Here is a 19003-nt window from a genome sequence, read left to right as displayed (position 1 = left end):
AACCCTCCTTATTCCGGTATCAATTCGTATAATTGCCCGTATAAGCGTCCGTCGGTAAAAAATAACCGAATATAGTCATCCTTTCCAATCTCGATGATTGGCAGCACGTTTTTGCCTGGGGCAAACGGCGCAACAAATGGATACACGGTTCCGTCTTCTTTATTCGCCGGGTAAGCCCCTTGCTTCTTCACATAACACAATACTTCCTTTGCAATAGGAACTTCTGCCGTCACCTGAATGTGAACCGATTTGAGTTTTTTGAACAACGTGCTTTTTTGACGAATCGAGAAGTAGATTTTAGCTTTACCCGTACTCATGACAACACGGTTAGAACCGTCTGCCTGTAGAACGAGCTGCGCTGTACCACCCGTCATCACACAGGCAAATATCGTATATACGATTCGGCCAAAACCCTCTATCCGGTCATAATAGCCATTGTTGGCTTTATATTCATCCTTTGTGTACAACTTCAGACTGGCCGGGACTGGCTGTAATTGTAGCTGTTCATCTGCGTTAGCCTTATGAATGTATACGACTTGAACACCTTCGGGCCATAACCAGCGTATCGTGCTGCGATCATTATCAACACTGTGGGTGATCCCCTTGATGACTGGAGTTGCCGTATCCGCTTGGATATACTGCATCACTTCTTGCCTCCTCCGCACTTGGCTCTCACGTTTAGAACCCTTTATTGCGGCTTTCCTGCTGACGAGCGGCAAAGCTGCCACCGGTACGCCCAGTTGATCCTGGACGTTGACGGCCTTCACGCAGCCGCTGGTTCTCCTGTACTGGCACAACCAGGGTAAACAACGTGATGACACACGCCAATATCAGATCGGCTAACAGTCTAATTACGGCATCGTTAAATGGCTGCCCAGTTAAGCCCACCTCCAGCAATATGCCGGACATCAAGCCTGCAAATGCGCCTCCAATGGCAAAACTTCTCGCCAGGTGGCGATTGTCAAACACAAGTCCAAGTGCAAGCCCTAGCGCCGCCCCAATAAGTACCAGCGCTGCAACTCGAAGCGCCGTATAATACCCACTATCTTTTAGCGGCCCGGTGCGCTCCGTAATCAACGTACGCTCGCCAATCTTGTTATAAATTTGCTCAAATACAAAGGACAGTTCGTCAGCCTTTGACACATCATAGTACTGACCGCCTGACTGGTTGGCGATATCTTGCAGCAAGCCGGCACCCTTTGCATCTACTAGACTCAGGCCAATCGTATGAACGGCGATCCCCTGTCGTTGGTATTCCGCCAGCGCTTCGCCAGTGTTCATCTCGCTAAAACCGTCCGAAAGCAGCACAACCATTGTGCCGCGACCTGCCGTATCGTTATCTTTGATATGCTTCATCGCTTCGGACAGTGACAAGCCAATATCCGTACCGCCTTCCGTCGGTTTAAGCGCATCGATCTTATTGTATATACTTTCTTTAGCTGCTTGATCTTTCACTTGAATGTAAGGTTGAAGCAGGTCGGCTTTATCATTAAATACAATGACCGCTACCTTTTTGTCACTGTCCATTTCCCCGATCATCTGCTTGGCTGCCTTGTATCGATCATTATCAGGGTCCGTATCCCGCATGCTGCCGGAATTGTCGATGACAAGTGTGATATCTTTAACGGGCCTAGCCCCTCCCAAGTCCAGCTGATGGACAAACTCCAGCGCAAGTCCTGCCACAAAGAGCATAACTAACGTGGCTGGCACAAGGAACTTCCATGAATTCCCGACATAGCGTTGACGCCAGGACGCCCCGCTCAAACGCGGCGATATCATCTCTGCGATCAGACAGAACAAGCCAATAAAGAAAGCGACTGTCCCAAAATATAGTCCCACTACAATAACCCTCGGCCATTCTCCAAGCAGACTGTGCAACAGCCATTCGCCGACCGTAAAGCCGATCAGTCCTCCGATCAAGCTAAACAGCACCATCAGCATATTCACTTTACGCTGCATATTGATTGCATCCTCTCACATGAAATAGGAACATGACGCACCGTAGGCCTCGCATCGAGCGAAGCCTATCAGCAAACACGATCAGCGGATATCCGGCAAAAGGTCTGGGTTAATGCCGTGGAACTCGTATCCGTTCTGGGCGTAACTATCGTAATACACTCTGCCGTTGCGGTAATACATCATATCCTCTACATGGAAACCGCCCATCAGGTTTAACTTCTCTACACCACTACTGCGTCTCTCATGCACACAACCCAGCTTATATATACGCGACGTTTCGTCCGTACTAAGCGCATACCGAATAAATTCACTTGAACGGTCGCCAAAAAAGTATTTTTCTTCATAACGGTGCTCATGCGTATAATCCAATAAACGAATATGAATAACCGCATGCTCTTCCAATGTTCGATACAGCTTTTTAAACAATTCATCCTTTGACAATACTTCGCGGTTGCTGTAATCAACGGTAACATTTGCGCGTCGCAGCAATTCTTCTTCGAATGTTTGATGGAACGGTGCCGCAGTTAAAATATGCTGCTTACAGACCGCCATTAGCTTGTCCGTAAGCGCCTCCGCTCCTGCTTCCGCAAGCTGGGAGAGATTCCCTATAAAGCGATCCTCAAAGAAGCTCCCCTCTCCGCGCTTGGCTTCAATGTCCTGCATAACAGCAGCTGTTACGAGTTGATAGTACTCTATAATGTTCTGACCAATATAATCATCAGCCTCTCTGATCATGCTCCGTGCTGCTTGATGAAGCTCATGTTCCACTTGCTTCATTACCCGGACTTGACGGGAACATGCAGCATGGAGCTGTCCAAGCGCCGTTTCATATTCACGGTACCATGCCAGTTCCATTTCCAAGCGGAGCATCTCAAGCTTATAGCGATACACTTTGTCGAAGAAACAGCGGATAAAGCTGCGCACATTATGTTTGTCCATCAGCGGCAAGCGCTGAAAAGACTGCTCGTCTACGCTTTCTTGATACATTTGTTCAAGTTCTCCCCGAACCGACTCCAGCACTTTGGATTTGTCCCGAATCAGACCATGGAAGTCACGCCAAATGCTCTCTGCTTCATTTGCTTCATTCGTCCACTCATAAAGTTGAAACAAGCTGATATCTGGATGCTTGCTCAAAGTTTGCTGAACGTGCTGATGCAGCTGTTCTGCCGCACTGTGCTGGCTCATACGAAGCTCTGCAGCTCGTATGAAGTTATCCCGAAAGTAAGCCTCACAGCCATCACCAAACAAAGCTTGTTCTGCTTCTCGCAGCGTCATATGCTTTAGCTGAGAATAGCTTATCCCATGCGTCATAATACCGCTCATATCCTGAATGGCATGGTCATCTGGCACAATCCCCGCCGTGACACTGGCCACATCTGCCGGAGTTAATCCAAGCACTTCCAGTTTCTCTATGCTGCTCCGCATCTGTATATCGTTCATCCTCACCACGAGTTCCCGGTATAATTGATACATTACAGTGAGTGCAATGGACTCGTTCGGACGTTTCACTCTGGAGAACCCCGCGGATACATAACCTTGTCTGCCATCTTCCGTCATGATGTTATTTTTAAAAGACGTATTGTTATAACGCTCACCTTGCTGCTCGTGCGAGACGTCCGTCAGCTTTCGATTTTTTAACAGACTCATATGGCAGATGATTTCACAGTTATCTTCCAGGTCATGAGTAGACGAGATGCCTCGTTCATTTTTGTCTGAGAGCAGGTACGCCAGATCAAACAAGGGTGCAGCGGAGTGGACGACCGGAATCGAGATGCCGTCTTCTGTCACATGCAAGGGTGCATGGAATGAATATTGAGAACTCTGCATATAATCCAACTCTCGGAGAAACGCCACTCCGAGCGAACTATCATAGCCAAATGACTCCATCTGCTCTTTCTCGCTTATTAAGGCGTACAGGTCCATCTGTACCGACTTAAACGATTGGTTGAAAATATCTTTGGCGAGCAAAGATATTTCGGGCACAAATACGTTCAGCGGATCATCCACCCGGGTTATGACCGCCACATGAATGCGATCAAAAGATGCATATAACCGCCCGTACTCTGCTATACTGTAACTGATTTGGCGCAGCATTCGATTCAATTCCAACAAGTGACCTTCATCCTGATGTAATTGGGTGTATACATCCTTGCGCTGCGACATGCTCTTTCCCGTTGTGTGGACAGGCAGCTCCAGTCGTGTTACACGCGTCTGCATCTTATTTTGTTCGTGAGCCTTCCCTGCTTCATCCCTATCGTCTTCTGAATGAGAAGGGACAGAACTTCCGGAATAGATCCCGGAAGTTCCCTGTTTATGATCCGCAGAAGCGGCTATCCAATCGCGAGACACCACATGTGCATACATGACGCCGGCATTGTTATCCCATTTACGCTCATTTATCTGAATGATAGGTGCAATGGCATCTGACACCTTAGTTCCTATAAACAGGAATACAGTTGGAAAATGGATGCTGCTCTGATCGTCTCCCTGATCGATCTGACGTTCTTCTGAACTCGCATAATCGAATGCGAACCTTCTTAGGTTGTTGTGTATCATCTTATTTCAACTTTCTAATCATCGCATGTAGTTTCGTGGTTAACTGCTTGTAGAACTGATATGCTTCTTCCCCGTTGGCCAATTCGATCTTCTCATGTTCCAGACGGTCACGCGCATCCTTGAATGTATCGTACATCTCCTCCAGCTTAATCAGCAGCGGAGACACGTCCTCAGATGAGGTCAGTTCTGCATCGCGACGTGATGCCTTGCGCAACAACGTCCCCCGACTCTTGTCGTCAAGCTTACGGAACTGACTGTATACTTCATACTCCGCATAATCACGAATACGCATCAAATTCGCAAGCGGCTCCCAAGCCTCCTCCTCTTCATCACGATCATAGACAAAAAGAGCGCCCTTCTTGACGACAGTTCCCGTATACAACGCTTCGATGAAATGATCCTGCCACTTCTCTTCATCCTGATATTGGCCTAGCAGCTGCTCAAATTCCGCCACTTTAGCAGCGATCGCCGCGTACTTGGCCAGTTCCTCGCGCGTCCGCTTAATCAGCTCCGGTGAACGAATTAGATTTTCCTTCGCCAGTTCTTCACTGATACTTCCGAAAATATCCTTTGCTGTTTCTTGTTCCAGGCCTTCGCTCAGCAAACGCTTCAATTCGATATAGGCTCGTTTCACTTCACCGAGATTTGGCTTGGCCGCTGTCAGCTGAAGATCATAACCTTGCAGTACTTGCGTCATGTCAAATGATTTCGTAAAGATGACTGCATAACGATTGCTCGTATTATGATCAATCCCCTTCTCCACGATAACCTTGTGCGTCTTAGCCTGGTCGAATTCGTTCCGAACACGTGCATTGTACTTCTGCACCCGTGTGTTCATATATGTCTCTCCCCAGGATTGCTCCGGTATCGGGGACGGTAAATAAGTCCAGTTCATCTTATCGGTCTGTACCAAATGGCGGCCAATGCCTTCCTTGTCGAGAATCGTCCGCTCGTAACTCTCCTCGTATACCTTCAACGGCGTATAGACAAAGAGTGGTACACCGTTTCGTGTATTCAGCCAGAAGATACGGTTCTTCACTTCGCTTTCTTTTACAGTGAAGTGGGACTTGCCAACTGCATTGTTCTGATAATTACGAATTCCTTTCAGAATGCTTGGCGCCTTCACTGGCACCGATACGAATCCCCATGACGGGAAGTACAGATTGCCGGAACTGTTACTCAAATGGAATACTGGCACTGCCTCCTCATCCAATTTGCTCGCAATGTTCCGTTCCACAAATTTGTCGATCGATTCCTCGTGGCCGAACTTCATGATCAAAAATTCTTCCATTGACTGTGTAATCAAATCGCCAAACTTCTCTGACAAGAAGTCTGAGATCGAGCTTACAATATCCAGCTCCTGTTCCTTGATCCACTGGTTCGAGTGGTTCAACAGCTCCATTGAGAAGTCGCGGATCAGATCATCCACTTCCTTTTGCTCCATAATGCTGCTGATTACCTTAGAAATGTCAGGTACACTGACCAGATTCCAATAATACGTGTGATTGCCCTTATGGTCGGTCTGTTCGTCACCGTTAATTAAGATATCGCCATTCTTCTCGAAGATGCCATTCAGCGCGTTCAGAATCTCTGTAAACACGTTATAAATTCGATTATTTTCACCGTTCAATAGCTCATACAGATCCTCATAGAACTCGATCATTTGCTCTGTACGTTCAATATCAGCATGCAGCCAATACTCGTTGATCTTGGCTTCAACATACATATTTTTCTTTTTATCCTTCGATATAAACGCACTTTTTGCGTCGCCCAATCGCTCATTCGCCTGATCCTGCGCCGCTTCGATTTCACGCGGAATACGATGCAGGTTCTCACGCAAGGTTTCAATGTAAGACAACAGCATTTTTAGCAGACAGAAGCCCTTCTCCGTATAAATAAGACGTGACACATAAAACGGTCCTTGTTCCGGATGCAGGAACATTCTACGCAATTGATCTGTGAATTGGCCCACAATCTCGCCAGGCAGCTGCTTCTTCGCTTTGATGTATTCTTCGCGTGCCCTGGCTAAGAAGCTCTGCTCCAGCTCTGTATCGAGATTTACGACCTGCATTTTAACCACATTGTTATAACTGAGACGCTCACTATTCTCATACCCTGGGAGCGGTTCTGGGACTCGGGATTCGAATGTCTTTACCATCGAATCGAGGTCCACACCAAGCTTACGCGCAAACTTCTCTACTTCCTCCTGACTTGGTGCTTTTTCAAACATTTTCTCCATCTTGTTAAATAAGCGATAGCCGAGATACGTTGTCATCTCTTCAATCGGCAGTACTGCAGAAGAAGCTCCGATAATGTTGTATTCGTAATTAGCCGGATACGCTTTGTTCATCTGCGCGATGTTGGTACGAATGTTGCTTATATAGTCATGAATGGCGAATTCCTCGCCTGATTGCTTCTCTTCACTCGCCATAAAGTTCGTAATGTTCTCAGCGGTGACGTTCATCGTATAATCGTACGCGCTTTCCAACAGCTTACCTTCCGTGTTGGTTGCGGAGATGAGATGACATAGGTTAAATGGCGGCAGCGGTGAATTAACAGTCAAAATATTGCCGTATTTCTGCTGGAATCTTTCACCACGGCTGTCCACGTTCATCCAGTAATCCAACTCTTTTAGTGCAGCATAACCGTTCTTCTTGATATATTCTCTTGTATGCTCACTCAAGCTCTTGTTGGATAAGTTCACGTCAGGCGTGAACAAATAACCAAGTGTATTGACACGGTCGATGCCTGCAGAACCGTGATCACGCTCGATAATACCGCGTACAATATATGAAATGTCTAGGAAACAGCCGCTTCCCGTTCCGCCAGACAAGCCCGACAACAGAAACACCATCAGCTTTTTGTTGGTGCCGACGGATAACGTCTTGATCTTCTTGTCTATTGCCTGCACAACCTGATTGATCTTCGTGAATAGCAACAGCCGCCCTGCCTGACGCACCCCTGCCGCACCGTTCATACCGTCCGTAATACTAAGCTCTGGTGACAGCCACTCCGTAATGTATGGCTCCAGAATACTGCGATTTTGGAGCAAGCCCCCAATCTCGGCATTGGACAGCAGCACAAATTCGTTCAGCGGATCTAGACCGATACCTTTATATTTTTTGCTGCGGTCCTGCTCATTCGTCTCAAAAGCTAGAAATTCAACATTGTCCGGCTTTTCGCGTTTCTTCTTGGACAAAGGATCTTCCGGCAGCTTAAATCTGCGATTAATTTGGTATTTCAAACGCAGCAGCGCATCAATGCCTGTACCTCCAAGTCCAATAATCAGAATCGGATTATCTATCGTTTCGACTCGAATCTTATCGCTGACGATTCCCCCGCCAAGCGATACGTCGAGCTGCTGAATATGTTCTCTAACTACCGGTTTCATGTAATTGCCCCCTATACGAGATATTCAATCAAAATAGTCTTATCAACACTTTGCAGCGGCACTGTAATGCGATCGCCGTTCTTTAATTCCATCCCGCCGCTAGCATCTACCGCCCGGCCGGATTTCTCAATCGTGCCTGCAGATCCACTCTTTACCAGAATACGGTCATTACGTGCAGGCACAAATATAAGCTTTTCTGTCTCCTTCAGTTCAGGCGCCAATTGAAGTACTTGATGCAGCGTGAACTTGCCTTTAAAGGCCGCAAGCTTCTTGTATTGCGGGTAAGACTTCTCGCCTGTATTTTCGTCGCGAATCTCGATGACCAGCTGCCCAACGAAGCCCTTATTAGCTTTTTTCACCGCTGCAACAATAAAGTAAGCGCCAGTCGCTGCTCCCAGCAAGGCAGCAATACCGAGGATAATCAACCAAATCGACAGCGGCTTCTCTTCGGCTGCATCCGGCTTGCTCCCGGACAATCCGTTCGACTTCGCATCTACGGTGACGGGCTTGGTTTCGCGGAAGAAACTTTTCTCCTCTGCTTTGACCTTCAGTTCATAAATATGCTTGTCTTCTATCTTGTAGCTGCCCTCAAAACGGTCTCCCTTATTTTGAAGCGGGATTTCTTTTACATTACCTGTATCGTGGTCGGTTACAGACAGAACTGCTTTCATGTTCTTGTATAAGGCGCTATTTTGGAGCTTCTGACCGTTGCTGACCAGATAAGCATTAATATCTACGGTGTCACCTTTTTCGTACTTTTTTGTTGCGATTGGCTCCAGCGCAAGTTCCAAATCGTAATTAAAAACTAGATTAATATCGATCTTGTCTTGAGCAACCCCCTTGACCTGCAGCTTCCAATCACCTTGAGCTGGCTGAAGCAGTTTCATTAAAGAGTAGCTCTTCGAACGGGATAATTGTACTTCGTCTGATGGAATCGCTACCTGATTGCCGGATGGATCGATCAGCTTCACATCGACCGGCTTGGCTGACATGATCGAGATATTAGCCTCCATGACGTTGGCATTAGGCACATTAACCGTTACATCTTGATAACTCCCGTTAGCTGTAATGGACTGGATCGGCACAATCTTCAGTTTCAGATGGCTGGCAAAGATCTCGCTTAATATCTGCGGCAGATCATCAGCTGTCGATGTGACAAACGACTTGCCTCCCGTCTGCTTGGACAAACCCGCCAGCGCTTCCTTGTTCAGCTTGCCGTCCGCATTTAAGCCAATCGTATAGATAGGAATCCCCTTTTTTGTTGCTTCCACAACGGCTTCGTTCAGTTCCTTGTCTGACTGAGCCTGCGTACGACTTCCTTTAGCATTCAAATAATTGTTACCGTCAGCCAACAAAACAATCATTGGCTCATGCCCTGGGTCCGCGCCATGCTGCAGCACTTTTACCGCTTCCTTGACGCCAACGGCAATATCCGTATAGGCGCCTCTATTTAACTGATCGATGAATTGCTTCAAATCCTGCTTGTCCGCATCGGACTGGATCTCAAGCAGTGCCTTCTCGCGCTCGATCTTATCGGTATATGCTACGATACCGACTTTATCTCCCGCAGTAGACAGCATATCGATAAATAGCTTCATCGCCTCATTGCCCACTTTATTCGCATCACTTGTACTCATCGAATTACTTACGTCTACGACAAGAACAGAGTCAAGCTTCGAGGATTGCTGGGCAGCGCTTGCCACAGGCAGATTGGCAGCAAGCGGCAGCAGTAGTAAACCTATCATAAGCCAGATTGTATAATTCAGAACGTTTCTACGAAGCATAGTTGTACTCCTTTAGGTTGAAATGTTAGTTTAATAGTAGCATGCAAGCGATAGCTGATGGTCTGGTTAAGCGACTGTATATATAATCGTTGTCTGCAATTTGTGCTCCCTTATCAAGTAATTTATCATTAGTCTCATAGGCATAAAGTCACATGAAGGACATGACTCTATAACGTTACCTCTTAATTCTTAAGATTATATGAAAATTGTCTGAAAAAAAGTTACCAGTCGTCTCAATCCTGTAGTATATGACAATTTATTTACTAATTCTACCACGTATCATACATTATGATATAATCAGGGACTATAAAGTTCAACCATATCTCTCATTCGCGTCCAAGTGGTAGAATATGATCGATATTTGCCGCTTCATCTTGTATCGTTGAACTATTTACTTAATATAAAAGGAATGATAGTTATATGTTAGCATACGGTTGTTTAGGCATTTTGTTTCTATATACAGCAATACGGGCCGGCCTCTATTGGTTCCGCCGCACCTCGGCCCCTACACAGCAAGACATAGACAACAGTCTCTTAACTATTTTAAATGGCGAAAGCGAACGATAACTATGAAAAAAATACCTGTACATTTTCGGCCACACAAACCTACAAGATATATTTATCAAAAGTTGACGATTTGCAAACAATGCCGAACATTCACAGCCTTAGACGAGCAACAGTGCCCTGCTTGCGGCAAATCATCTCTTGTTCCCGTTGAGCAGTATGCTGTGTCAACGGCGAAGCGTTCCATGCTTACTTCGCTGCTGATTGCGGTCTTTATCGGATTAGTAGGCATATTTCTCAGCAACACGCTGCTGCAAATGGTGCTCTGCGGTGCAGCAGGCCTTCTGCTCGTCACGCTGCTCTGGTTCGTGCAGCGCCAAGTCATGACGCATGAAATGAACCGCGCCTTGCTTGTTCTCTTGCAACAGGACCAGGACCGTCTCGGGCAAGATCTGTATCGCGACTGGGAAACAGCCTTTTCCAACTGGGATACCGATAAGCAGTTGACATATGAACTGCTGCGCGAGCTTAGTACACTGCTCCACAACGATACGATTCGTCTACAGCAGGTTGCGCTGCTTCATTACTTTGCGCTTCGCAAAGATATGGACCTGGTGCTTGAGCCGCTGTTGATTACCAATTACGACCCTTTACTTGCTGACTATATCGGTGAGTTAACCAAGATTAAGCGTGATCTAATCAAAGACAGTGCGTTTCAATATGTGTTAAATTACGAGCTTGAAATACTTGGGCTGGAGAACGGCCAAGACATTCTCGCGGGAGTCGCTGGTGCTGCTGTTCGTATGAAACGTTATGTGCTGTCCTACTCTGGCCTTGTGCGCAGATATGCTCACAAACTGCCAAAGGACCGGTTCTTGCGGCTGTATCGTATGATTCAACAAAATCCCCATGAAATGGGGGACAGACTAACGAGTGAAGCCCACCGCATTTATCAAGAAAAATACCAATGGGACCCTGACTTTCAGGAGTCGTCCATAAGAGGCTAACTGATATGACGTGGTTACGAGTCGTAAACCCTCGAAATTTGATGATATTTCTGTGTGTAACTGCAGTGGTAATGATTGGATTCAAAGGTGTGTGGATCACTCAGAAAATAATGGCGTTTAACGAGGCAGAACGTTTATATGCCAGCAAGGATCTGGTCGCAGCAGAAGATTGGTATCAGAAAGCACGCGGGAATCATTCCCTTCAATATAAAGAGCTGGAGCTTGCTGCACGTTTACAGAAGCTGGCGCCGATTACCGAGATCAAACAGTCTTTGTCCATTATTGCTGAGGAAGCAGACAATGCTGGGCAAGCAAGGGATTTTGCCGTCTTCATGCAGGTATATGACAAGCTCCAACAGATTCGTGGACCCTATATGGCGCCAAAAAGTCAATATGCCAGCTTCTACCGGCAGATCTCAGGCACAATGCAGCTGTCCGAACGGATGATTGCACATTTACAGCAGTTCAAGCTCAGCTTCTATGAACAAATGAAAGAAAACATGCAGCAGGGCCGCTTTGAGGAGGAAACGTTCCGAACCAACCTGCTGCGCATTCCAGCCTTTATATACGGCAGCAGTGCTAAGAAAGAACAACAGCTCAGTACCAAGTTTCAACAATATGATGAAGCTAAGCTCGCCAGTCTGGCGAGTGCAGGAAAATTTCAAGGTATGTTGTCAGAGGCGCTTCATCTGATAAATGTCTATACAGAGCTTAATTTTACAAGTGACTGGGTGTACCCCAAAACAAAGAAGCTTGCTGCAACGATGATGGAGAAGGATGTAGGGCGGGATCAAGTATCTGCCTTCATCGTTCATGCCAAGGATTATACGTCTTTTATGACCTCCACCCGTAAAGATTCAGATATGGAAACGTACTTACGGAATCAAATCCGAGCATGGATGAGAAAAGCAGGGAAACTCATCTCTAAAGGCAACTACCAGCAAGGTATTGCTCTCTACAAAATGCTCGGGGATTATCAGGATACAAAAGCAGAGATCAAAGCGGCAGAGCTGGCCTGGGCCATTGCAGAGCCCGTACGTCTACTTCCCGCCCTCAGCGGCAATCAAAGCTACGCACATGTGATTAGCGGCCAGCATCAATTTGGTGCCAAGACGTACGTGATTGCCGTAGATCCGAGTAACCGTCTTACATATGCAAGGTGGGATAATGACGATCAAATCCAGTCTTGGAACATGGTGTTGCCAGAGGGACACGCATCCATTCGGCGCTTAAGCTTGGAGGAACATCTAAGTACAAACAGTCAGCCTGTACTACTGCTCGAATCCACATCGGAGACCAGAAAAGCCAAATATACTGCCTTCTTTGTAGGCGTAGATACCCAGATCCCGTTGTTTCAATTCGAGGCAGACGGCTATGAAGCAGCCGCTAACGGCACACTTCTCGTCTACAGTCCGAACGTTGCGAATGCCGAAGGCCGCACTGCTGTTTATGAACGACACGGTAACAGCTATCAATTAGCGAGTTTCCAATCCGATTATACGATGATCGCGGCACAGAATCTGCTGAACTACTACAACGTTAAAGTGCAGTTTACCTGTAACATCGTCCTCATTGAAGGAGGAGATGTGTACGGCGAGATGGGATCAAGCTACGTGAAGTTAACAGGCGCTTATCCGTTTCAGACCGGCCAGATCACGATAACAGGCTCATTTCATGAATATGCAGAGCTTAACGTCAACAATGAGCTGCATAAGATTCCCGTTTTTCAGGTGGAATCAGTGGAGAAAGTTCAATGAAGAAATATGTTAACAGGTGTAACAGGATGATCTAGTGCAACCATCTCTATTATAAAATGGAATATATTTTAACAATTAAAATAAGCTGACGCCATGTATTTGGGCGTCAGCTTTTAAGTTGCTTAAGATTGATAACCTTTAAGAAAGTTAACGATGGAGTTATCTACTTCAATTAATTTTAATGAATCGAGCTCTTCATTTTGAGAAACGATTGTTGTTTTCACTATTATATTTTTGTATGAAATAATAGAATCTTTAAATCTGGAGTAAGTCTTTTCTTCCTTGAACTTCTCATCTGCCAATTTCCAATATACTAGATCATTACCTATATAATTGTTTAAGTAAATAACATCAAGAAAGACCAGATAATGATCCCTATCATTAGTAAATGTAATCCGCTCTTGCGTTTTTTGCCCAGTCTCTATGCCATTAGTTGTTAAATAACTCCTTTTATCAAAAGAAAGTTCTTTTTCAACTGCAATAATCGTATTGTCGCCAAGGGTACTTCCATTTATTTTAAATCCAGGTATGATAAGATTTTTTTCTATACTCGCGGCAAGCTGCTGGAACTGAAAGATGCTCAGAATATCATTCTTAGGAGCTAATACTTGGTGGGGAGATGCATTAGAGGTACTCTTGTTGACACATCCACTACATATTAATACGATCGCTAGACAAAAGTAAAATAGTTTAGACCTTTTAGATATCATCTTTAAATTTTAACCTCGCGTACCTTGTAATTAACTTTATCTTTTACAACAGTCCAAGCATTTCCTGTCTCAGTATACAATCCGATATATGGATTTTCACCAACTCCACCTGCAAATTTGTATTTTTTCCATTCGCCTGAACCACCAGAATATGCCCCTGTTAAGTACTTTTCTATATATCCTTTATATCCTGGTCGAACGACCGTAGAAAATTCAACTGTAGAACTTTGATTAGAAATATGTTCACGCGATCCTTCTAACGACAAAGCCTCAACTCTGGAATTTTTCCACTCTTCTTGATATTTTTGTTGCTCCAAAATTGTTTCTGGGTATTCAGGAACAGTACTTGAGCGAACCTGCACGTCTTGGGCAAACGCCATACTCGTTAATGTTAGAGAAAATACAGCAAAAATAATAATAATTTTTTTAACCATATAAAAAAGCCTCCCAAACAAAGAGTTTAATGAGGCACACTTATCAACACTCTCGCATAATTCAAAAACATATGATAGTTAAATATTTCTTCCCTAAGTTGGCCAACTATGGTTAGATACACAATACCATAATAACCCAAAAATAATGTTATAGTTCAAAAGACTTAAGTTCTAAGAATATAGAAAAAATTCGACTAGGAGCCAATATCACTATGACTAAAAGAGAAAGCGCAGCATTTGGAGGCCTCACAAATGTTACGCTTTCTCTTTTAAATTCTATCCCCGATCTTTATTCCATTTCTGCTCTGCTCCGTATTTGCCAATCCCATCTCATCTGATATTCAGCTGTTTAATAAAAGCAGCCAATCGACCGTGATAACGACTATTCGTCGCCGCCACCTCTTGGATAATGGCCTCTCGATGCCGCATCGTACCCATCGCATCATGCCAACGATAAGCCGTTAATGACGTATCAATATAGTGGAACTCAAACCCGGTTAACATGGCCCGGTACCATAGGTCCAGGTCATGTGTAAATGGAAGTGCCTCGTCGAAGCAGCCAACCACATCCAACAGCCTGCGGCTCATCATGACCGTGCAGCCGTTAATCGGATTGCTATGAAAGAAACTTTCATAAAATTCGATCACGTTATGGAACGTTGTAGCCGCACGGTGCTTTGTCACGCCATTAAATGCATCAATGTAATCAAAGTTTGTAAAGCTGATATGTGCTCCTCGCTCTTCCATGTATTGAACCTGTTGCTTGATCTTATCAGGGTAAAAGAAATCATCGGAACTGAGCCACGCAATATATTTGCCTGTGGCATACTTAATACCATGATTCAAAGCGGTTGCCGTTCCTCCATTGGCCTTGCTTAAATAATATATACGTGGTTGATAACGAGTTGCCCGATCTGCATACCTCACAGATCCGTCATCCACCACAATAATTTCAACTTGAGCATAAGTCTGCAGCAAAGCGCTGTTGATCGCTTGATCCACATAAGGATCGTTATAAAATGGAATAACAACTGTGACTAGTGGCTGCATGCCGTCACCTCTCTTGCGCTCTATAATAATTTAGAATATCAGCAACAGTATGTTCAAATGGGCGCCTCGGCTGCCAGCCCCATGCTTTGAGCTCTGGGCTCGTCATATCGAGACTGCCATCGGTATCACCTGATCCAGTCTGACAGGCGCCAGCTAAACTTCTAGAGGACGATGTCCCCTCTTCTCGCCAATGCAAGGGCAGATCTACCAATGCCAAGCGGCGATATAAGGCAGCTACTTCTTCTAGCGTCCGCTGTTGACCGCTTTCCACCCGATATGTTTTTCCTCGTTCCCCATGGCAGAGTATTTCTTCATAGGCCGCAATTGCATCTCTTACATCCAGGAAATCTCTCTTGTCATGCTTGGCGCTCAAGCTGAATGCTGCATCAAGATGCCCCCGCTCTCGTTCCGCCGTGTATTTGCCGAGCAGCGAGCAGATGCCAGTTGATGGGCCAGGGCCAATTAAGTTTGAAGGTGCCGCAAGCATCACATCAAGACCATACATAGCTGACCACGCCAAAACGACAGACTCTTGCAGCGCCTTGCTATACGAGTATGGATGTGCGGGGGGAACGGTTGGGTCCAGTATGGCTTTGAGCTTGGAAGTAACAATAACACTTCTCGCATCCGGCACCTGCCGAAGTGCATTCAGCAAATGTACGGTTCCCATCACATTAACGTGCAGCGCACGAGTCGGATACTGCCACGATGCTGCTACGGCGTTCATACCTGCTAAGTGCAGTACATAATTTGGCTGGACTCTTTCTACGATGCGTTGAACCAGTTCTTCCTGCTGCATGTCGCATAAGAATACATCTGCTCCAACTGCTGTAAGCCCAGGAGCAGGCTTGCGAACCAACGCTGCCACCTCGATGCCTGAATCCACTAAGTGTTGGCACGCATGATAGCCAGTAAATCCAGATGCACCCGTGAGAAGCAGCTTTTTGCCGATCAAGGGGTGCCCATCCATTCTCCCAACTCCTTCAGCATCATGTCATAATCAGGCACTTGGTACAATGCATCTGATCTGCTAATGACTAACGTCCGATCGATTTCGGGCATTTTGTTAGGGACTATCGTCACGTCCTGCTTGTTAAACGTATATTGGAACAGGCCGAGCAGGTCGTGCTTGTTAATGACGGTGGGATTGGCCAAATGAATAAGACCTGTGCATGTGCTATTCAAATAATATTGAATCGCTTTGGCGAGTTCTAATGTCGTCACACCGTTCCACCAGACACTCTTGTAACCTGCAACTGTCCCCTTCTGTTGCATAAACCAGGACAGAAGGCCGATCCCATGCGGACGAATTTCAGGACCAATAATAGAAGTGCGCAGCGTCAGATGTGGAGGATAATCTCTTAATTCACCCAGCGCTTTGGTCACGGCATACATCGAGACTCCGTCAGGTTCGTCCGACTCCATATACCCTCCCTGCGCTCCAGAAAAGACGCAGTCCGTGCTTATATGCACGACCTTGGCGCCGATTCGGTCAGCTCTTTGCCGCAGACGATGCGGCAAGAAGCTATTGACCTGATAAGCTTCGATGGGATTTCGTTCTGCGGCTTCATTTAAAAGACCTACTGCATTAATGATAATATGAGGGCGGACCAGCTCAACCGCACGATCCACCTGCTCTACGTCAGTCACATCAAGCAACAGCGATTGTTCATCAGACGGATCACGAGAGGTGTAGAAGACGGTATACGCTTCAAGCTGACGGAAATAGCGGACCAGCATATGCCCCGCCATTCCATTTCCGCCGACTATTAACATTTTCATTACAGAAATCCTCCCCGCTCCAACATCTCCCGAATATCATCTTTGTTCATTACATTTCGTTCTGAGCTGAAGCTAGAGAATTGGACTTTGTCATACTGTGCATATTTTTCGTGTAATCCCACTATTTCAAGTGTAGGAAGGATTACAAAATACTGCTCATCATACACAACTGTTGTTAAGCTTTCGTAGTCGCTCATCAAAATTTCATGTATTTTCTCACCCGGTCGAATTCCTTTTTCCACAATACGCACTTGTTCTTCACCAGAAGCTTCTATTAATACCTCAGCCAGATCGATAATACGGCACGTCGGCATCGTCATGACATAGATTTCACCGCCATGACTGCTCGCGGTTGCTTTAAACAACAATTTAATAGCATCCTGCAAAGTCAAGAAGAAGCGTGTCATGTGTTTGTCTGTAATGCCAATCTCTCGCTTGGACTTGATCTGATCCTTGAACAAATGAACGACGCTTCCGTTCGTGCCGAGCACATTTCCACCACGTACGCATACGAACTGAGTGGAGGAACGAAGCAGATTGGCATATACGATCAGCTTCTCGCCAATCGCTTTCGTCATGCCATAGAAATTAGAAGGATTGGCAGCTTTGTCAGTGGAGATATAAATAACTTTGGAGACATTGTGTTCAATTGCCGCTTCAATGACATGCTGTGTACCGATCACATTGGTTTTCAGCGCCTCGTAGGGCTGTTCCTCACAAACGGGCACATGCTTAAGTGCGGCAAGATGAAATACATAATCCACTCCCCGGCAAGCCGCATGCAGTGCCTCCTTGTCCCGAATGTCACCGATACAGAAGCTGAGTCGTGTATCTTCAAATTCGCGGCTCATTGCGACCTGACTCGATTCATTGCGAGAGAAAACAATAATCTCCTGCGGTTGCTGCGGCAGCAACTGGCGGATTAATTCTTGCCCCCATGAACCGGTGCCCCCAGTCACGAGAATTCGCTTATGTTTAAACATCTATGTTCCCTCCAAGCAGAAATTTAACAACGGTGCGGGATACTTGGGGTACTGTATATCCGACCGGACATTCCCAAGATGCAGGCATAGAAAGCGTTATTGCGACAGCCTCCATAATACGATCGGCCACTACTCCTGCTACGATATTACTCCCGCAATCAACCGTTTCAGGTCGCTCCGTCGTATGACGGATCGTTACAGTCGGGACTTGAAAGATGCAGCATTCCTCTTGCACAGTGCCGCTGTCAGTGATCGCACAACGTGTATGCTGTTCGAGGTGAACGAAATCAAAGAAGCCAAACGGTTCGTAAAATTCTACCAAGGGGTGCAAAGAGAGGTTGACCTGCTTATCCATTTTAGATCTGGTGCGTGGGTGAATGCTGCAAATAACACGTTGTTGATAGGTATCCGCTAACCGATTCAGACTGGTCAAAATTTGCAGAAGTGCTTCTGAATTATCTACATTCTCAGCTCGATGCGCCGTTACAAGAAAATATTGCTGTGGCTTCAACGCTAGGCGTTCTAACACATTGCTAGCATCGATGTGCGGCTTATAATGAAGCAATACTTCGTAGATAGGATTTCCGCTTAGTAAAATTCGCTCGCTTGGTATTCCTTCCTTGACTAAGTTTTTTTTGCTTTGCTCGGTGTAAGGCATATTAATAGAAGAGATCGTATCGATTACTCGCCGATTCTTCTCTTCCGGGACACGCAAATCAAAGCAGCGATTGCCCGCTTCCATATGCACAACCGGAATGCCAAGCCGCTCTACCACAATTGCACTTAACGCACTGTTCGTATCCCCTAGCAGAAGTACTCGGTCAGGACGTTCAGTAAGGCATAAGCGCTCAACTTCACTAAATATGGTCGCCAATTGGCTGCCTAAGGAGTGCTGCTGGTGGTGACACACATAATCCGGCTGTCGCAACTCCATCTCTTCAAAAAAAATATCATTTAGTGTACGCGTAAAGTTTTGACCGGTATGGACAATCACATGCCGTTCCGCACATTCGTCTAGCCGCTTCATAATGAGGCTTAAGCGAATAATTTCGGGCCGCGTACCTAAAATCGTCATTATACGCATCA

14 protein-coding genes are annotated in these 19003 nt (G+C 45.9%); 2 read left to right on the top strand and 12 right to left on the bottom strand.

The features are described 5' to 3' along the window. Positions 1-8: 8 nt before the first annotated feature. The 5 genes from MH117_RS22050 to MH117_RS22030 all read right to left on the bottom strand — a co-directional run bounded on the left by MH117_RS22050 (position 9) and on the right by MH117_RS22030 (position 9690). Positions 9-644 (bottom strand): beta-mannanase, encoded by a 636-nt coding sequence (locus tag MH117_RS22050; protein ID WP_239332529.1) that lies wholly within the window; start codon positions 642-644, stop codon positions 9-11. A gap of 34 nt (positions 645-678) precedes the next feature. Continuing rightward, on the bottom strand, positions 679-1959 hold the full coding sequence (locus MH117_RS22045; protein ID WP_239332527.1) for a vWA domain-containing protein: 1281 nt from the start codon (positions 1957-1959) through the stop codon (positions 679-681). An 81-nt stretch (positions 1960-2040) separates the two neighbouring features. Next, the gene (locus MH117_RS22040) at positions 2041-4512 is read right to left on the bottom strand and encodes a tubulin-like doman-containing protein (RefSeq protein WP_239332768.1); all 2472 of its coding nucleotides are present in this window, start codon (positions 4510-4512) and stop codon (positions 2041-2043) included. A gap of 4 nt (positions 4513-4516) precedes the next feature. After that, positions 4517-7906: a tubulin-like doman-containing protein gene (locus MH117_RS22035; protein ID WP_239332525.1), complete on the bottom strand. Its 3390-nt coding sequence runs from the start codon at positions 7904-7906 to the stop codon at positions 4517-4519. Positions 7907-7917: 11 nt separating this feature from the next. Beyond that, positions 7918-9690 (bottom strand): vWA domain-containing protein, encoded by a 1773-nt coding sequence (locus MH117_RS22030; RefSeq protein WP_239332523.1) that lies wholly within the window; start codon positions 9688-9690, stop codon positions 7918-7920. A 629-nt stretch (positions 9691-10319) separates the two neighbouring features. Here MH117_RS22030 and MH117_RS22025 point away from each other — a divergent pair. Together MH117_RS22025 and MH117_RS22020 are read left to right on the top strand one after the other, a co-directional pair. Next, the gene (locus tag MH117_RS22025) at positions 10320-11201 is read left to right on the top strand and encodes a hypothetical protein (RefSeq protein ID WP_239332521.1); all 882 of its coding nucleotides are present in this window, start codon (positions 10320-10322) and stop codon (positions 11199-11201) included. Positions 11202-11206: 5 nt separating this feature from the next. Continuing rightward, positions 11207-12958, top strand: a complete 1752-nt coding sequence (locus MH117_RS22020) for a hypothetical protein (RefSeq protein ID WP_239332519.1) — start codon at positions 11207-11209, stop codon at positions 12956-12958. 122 nt (positions 12959-13080) lie between these two features. Here the strand turns inward: MH117_RS22020 and MH117_RS22015 are convergent, their stop codons facing one another. The 7 genes from MH117_RS22015 to wecB form a co-directional block, all read right to left on the bottom strand. Then, positions 13081-13668, bottom strand: coding sequence for a hypothetical protein (locus tag MH117_RS22015; protein WP_239332517.1), 588 nt, complete (start codon positions 13666-13668; stop codon positions 13081-13083). A 2-nt stretch (positions 13669-13670) separates the two neighbouring features. Next, positions 13671-14102, bottom strand: coding sequence for a hypothetical protein (locus MH117_RS22010; protein WP_239332515.1), 432 nt, complete (start codon positions 14100-14102; stop codon positions 13671-13673). Positions 14103-14432: 330 nt separating this feature from the next. Beyond that, positions 14433-15152: a glycosyltransferase family 2 protein gene (locus tag MH117_RS22005; RefSeq protein ID WP_239332513.1), complete on the bottom strand. Its 720-nt coding sequence runs from the start codon at positions 15150-15152 to the stop codon at positions 14433-14435. A gap of 4 nt (positions 15153-15156) precedes the next feature. Next, positions 15157-16122, bottom strand: a complete 966-nt coding sequence (locus MH117_RS22000; RefSeq protein WP_239332511.1) for an NAD-dependent epimerase/dehydratase family protein — start codon at positions 16120-16122, stop codon at positions 15157-15159. Further along, the gene (locus MH117_RS21995; RefSeq protein WP_239332509.1) at positions 16104-16934 is read right to left on the bottom strand and encodes an SDR family oxidoreductase; all 831 of its coding nucleotides are present in this window, start codon (positions 16932-16934) and stop codon (positions 16104-16106) included. Before MH117_RS21995 ends, MH117_RS22000 begins: the two co-directional genes overlap by 19 nt. After that, positions 16934-17917, bottom strand: coding sequence for a polysaccharide biosynthesis protein (locus tag MH117_RS21990; RefSeq protein ID WP_239332507.1), 984 nt, complete (start codon positions 17915-17917; stop codon positions 16934-16936). The genes MH117_RS21995 and MH117_RS21990 overlap by 1 nt, the downstream gene beginning before the upstream one ends. Continuing rightward, a complete protein-coding gene (wecB, locus tag MH117_RS21985; protein ID WP_239332505.1) occupies positions 17910-19001 on the bottom strand; it encodes a non-hydrolyzing UDP-N-acetylglucosamine 2-epimerase in 1092 nt (363 codons plus the stop codon). Before wecB ends, MH117_RS21990 begins: the two co-directional genes overlap by 8 nt. Positions 19002-19003 lie beyond the last annotated feature (2 nt).

Source organism: Paenibacillus sp. ACRRX (assembly GCF_022346885.1).
Lineage (GTDB): Bacteria > Bacillota > Bacilli > Paenibacillales > Paenibacillaceae > Paenibacillus_B.
This window is presented reverse-complemented; position numbering and strand designations above follow the sequence as displayed.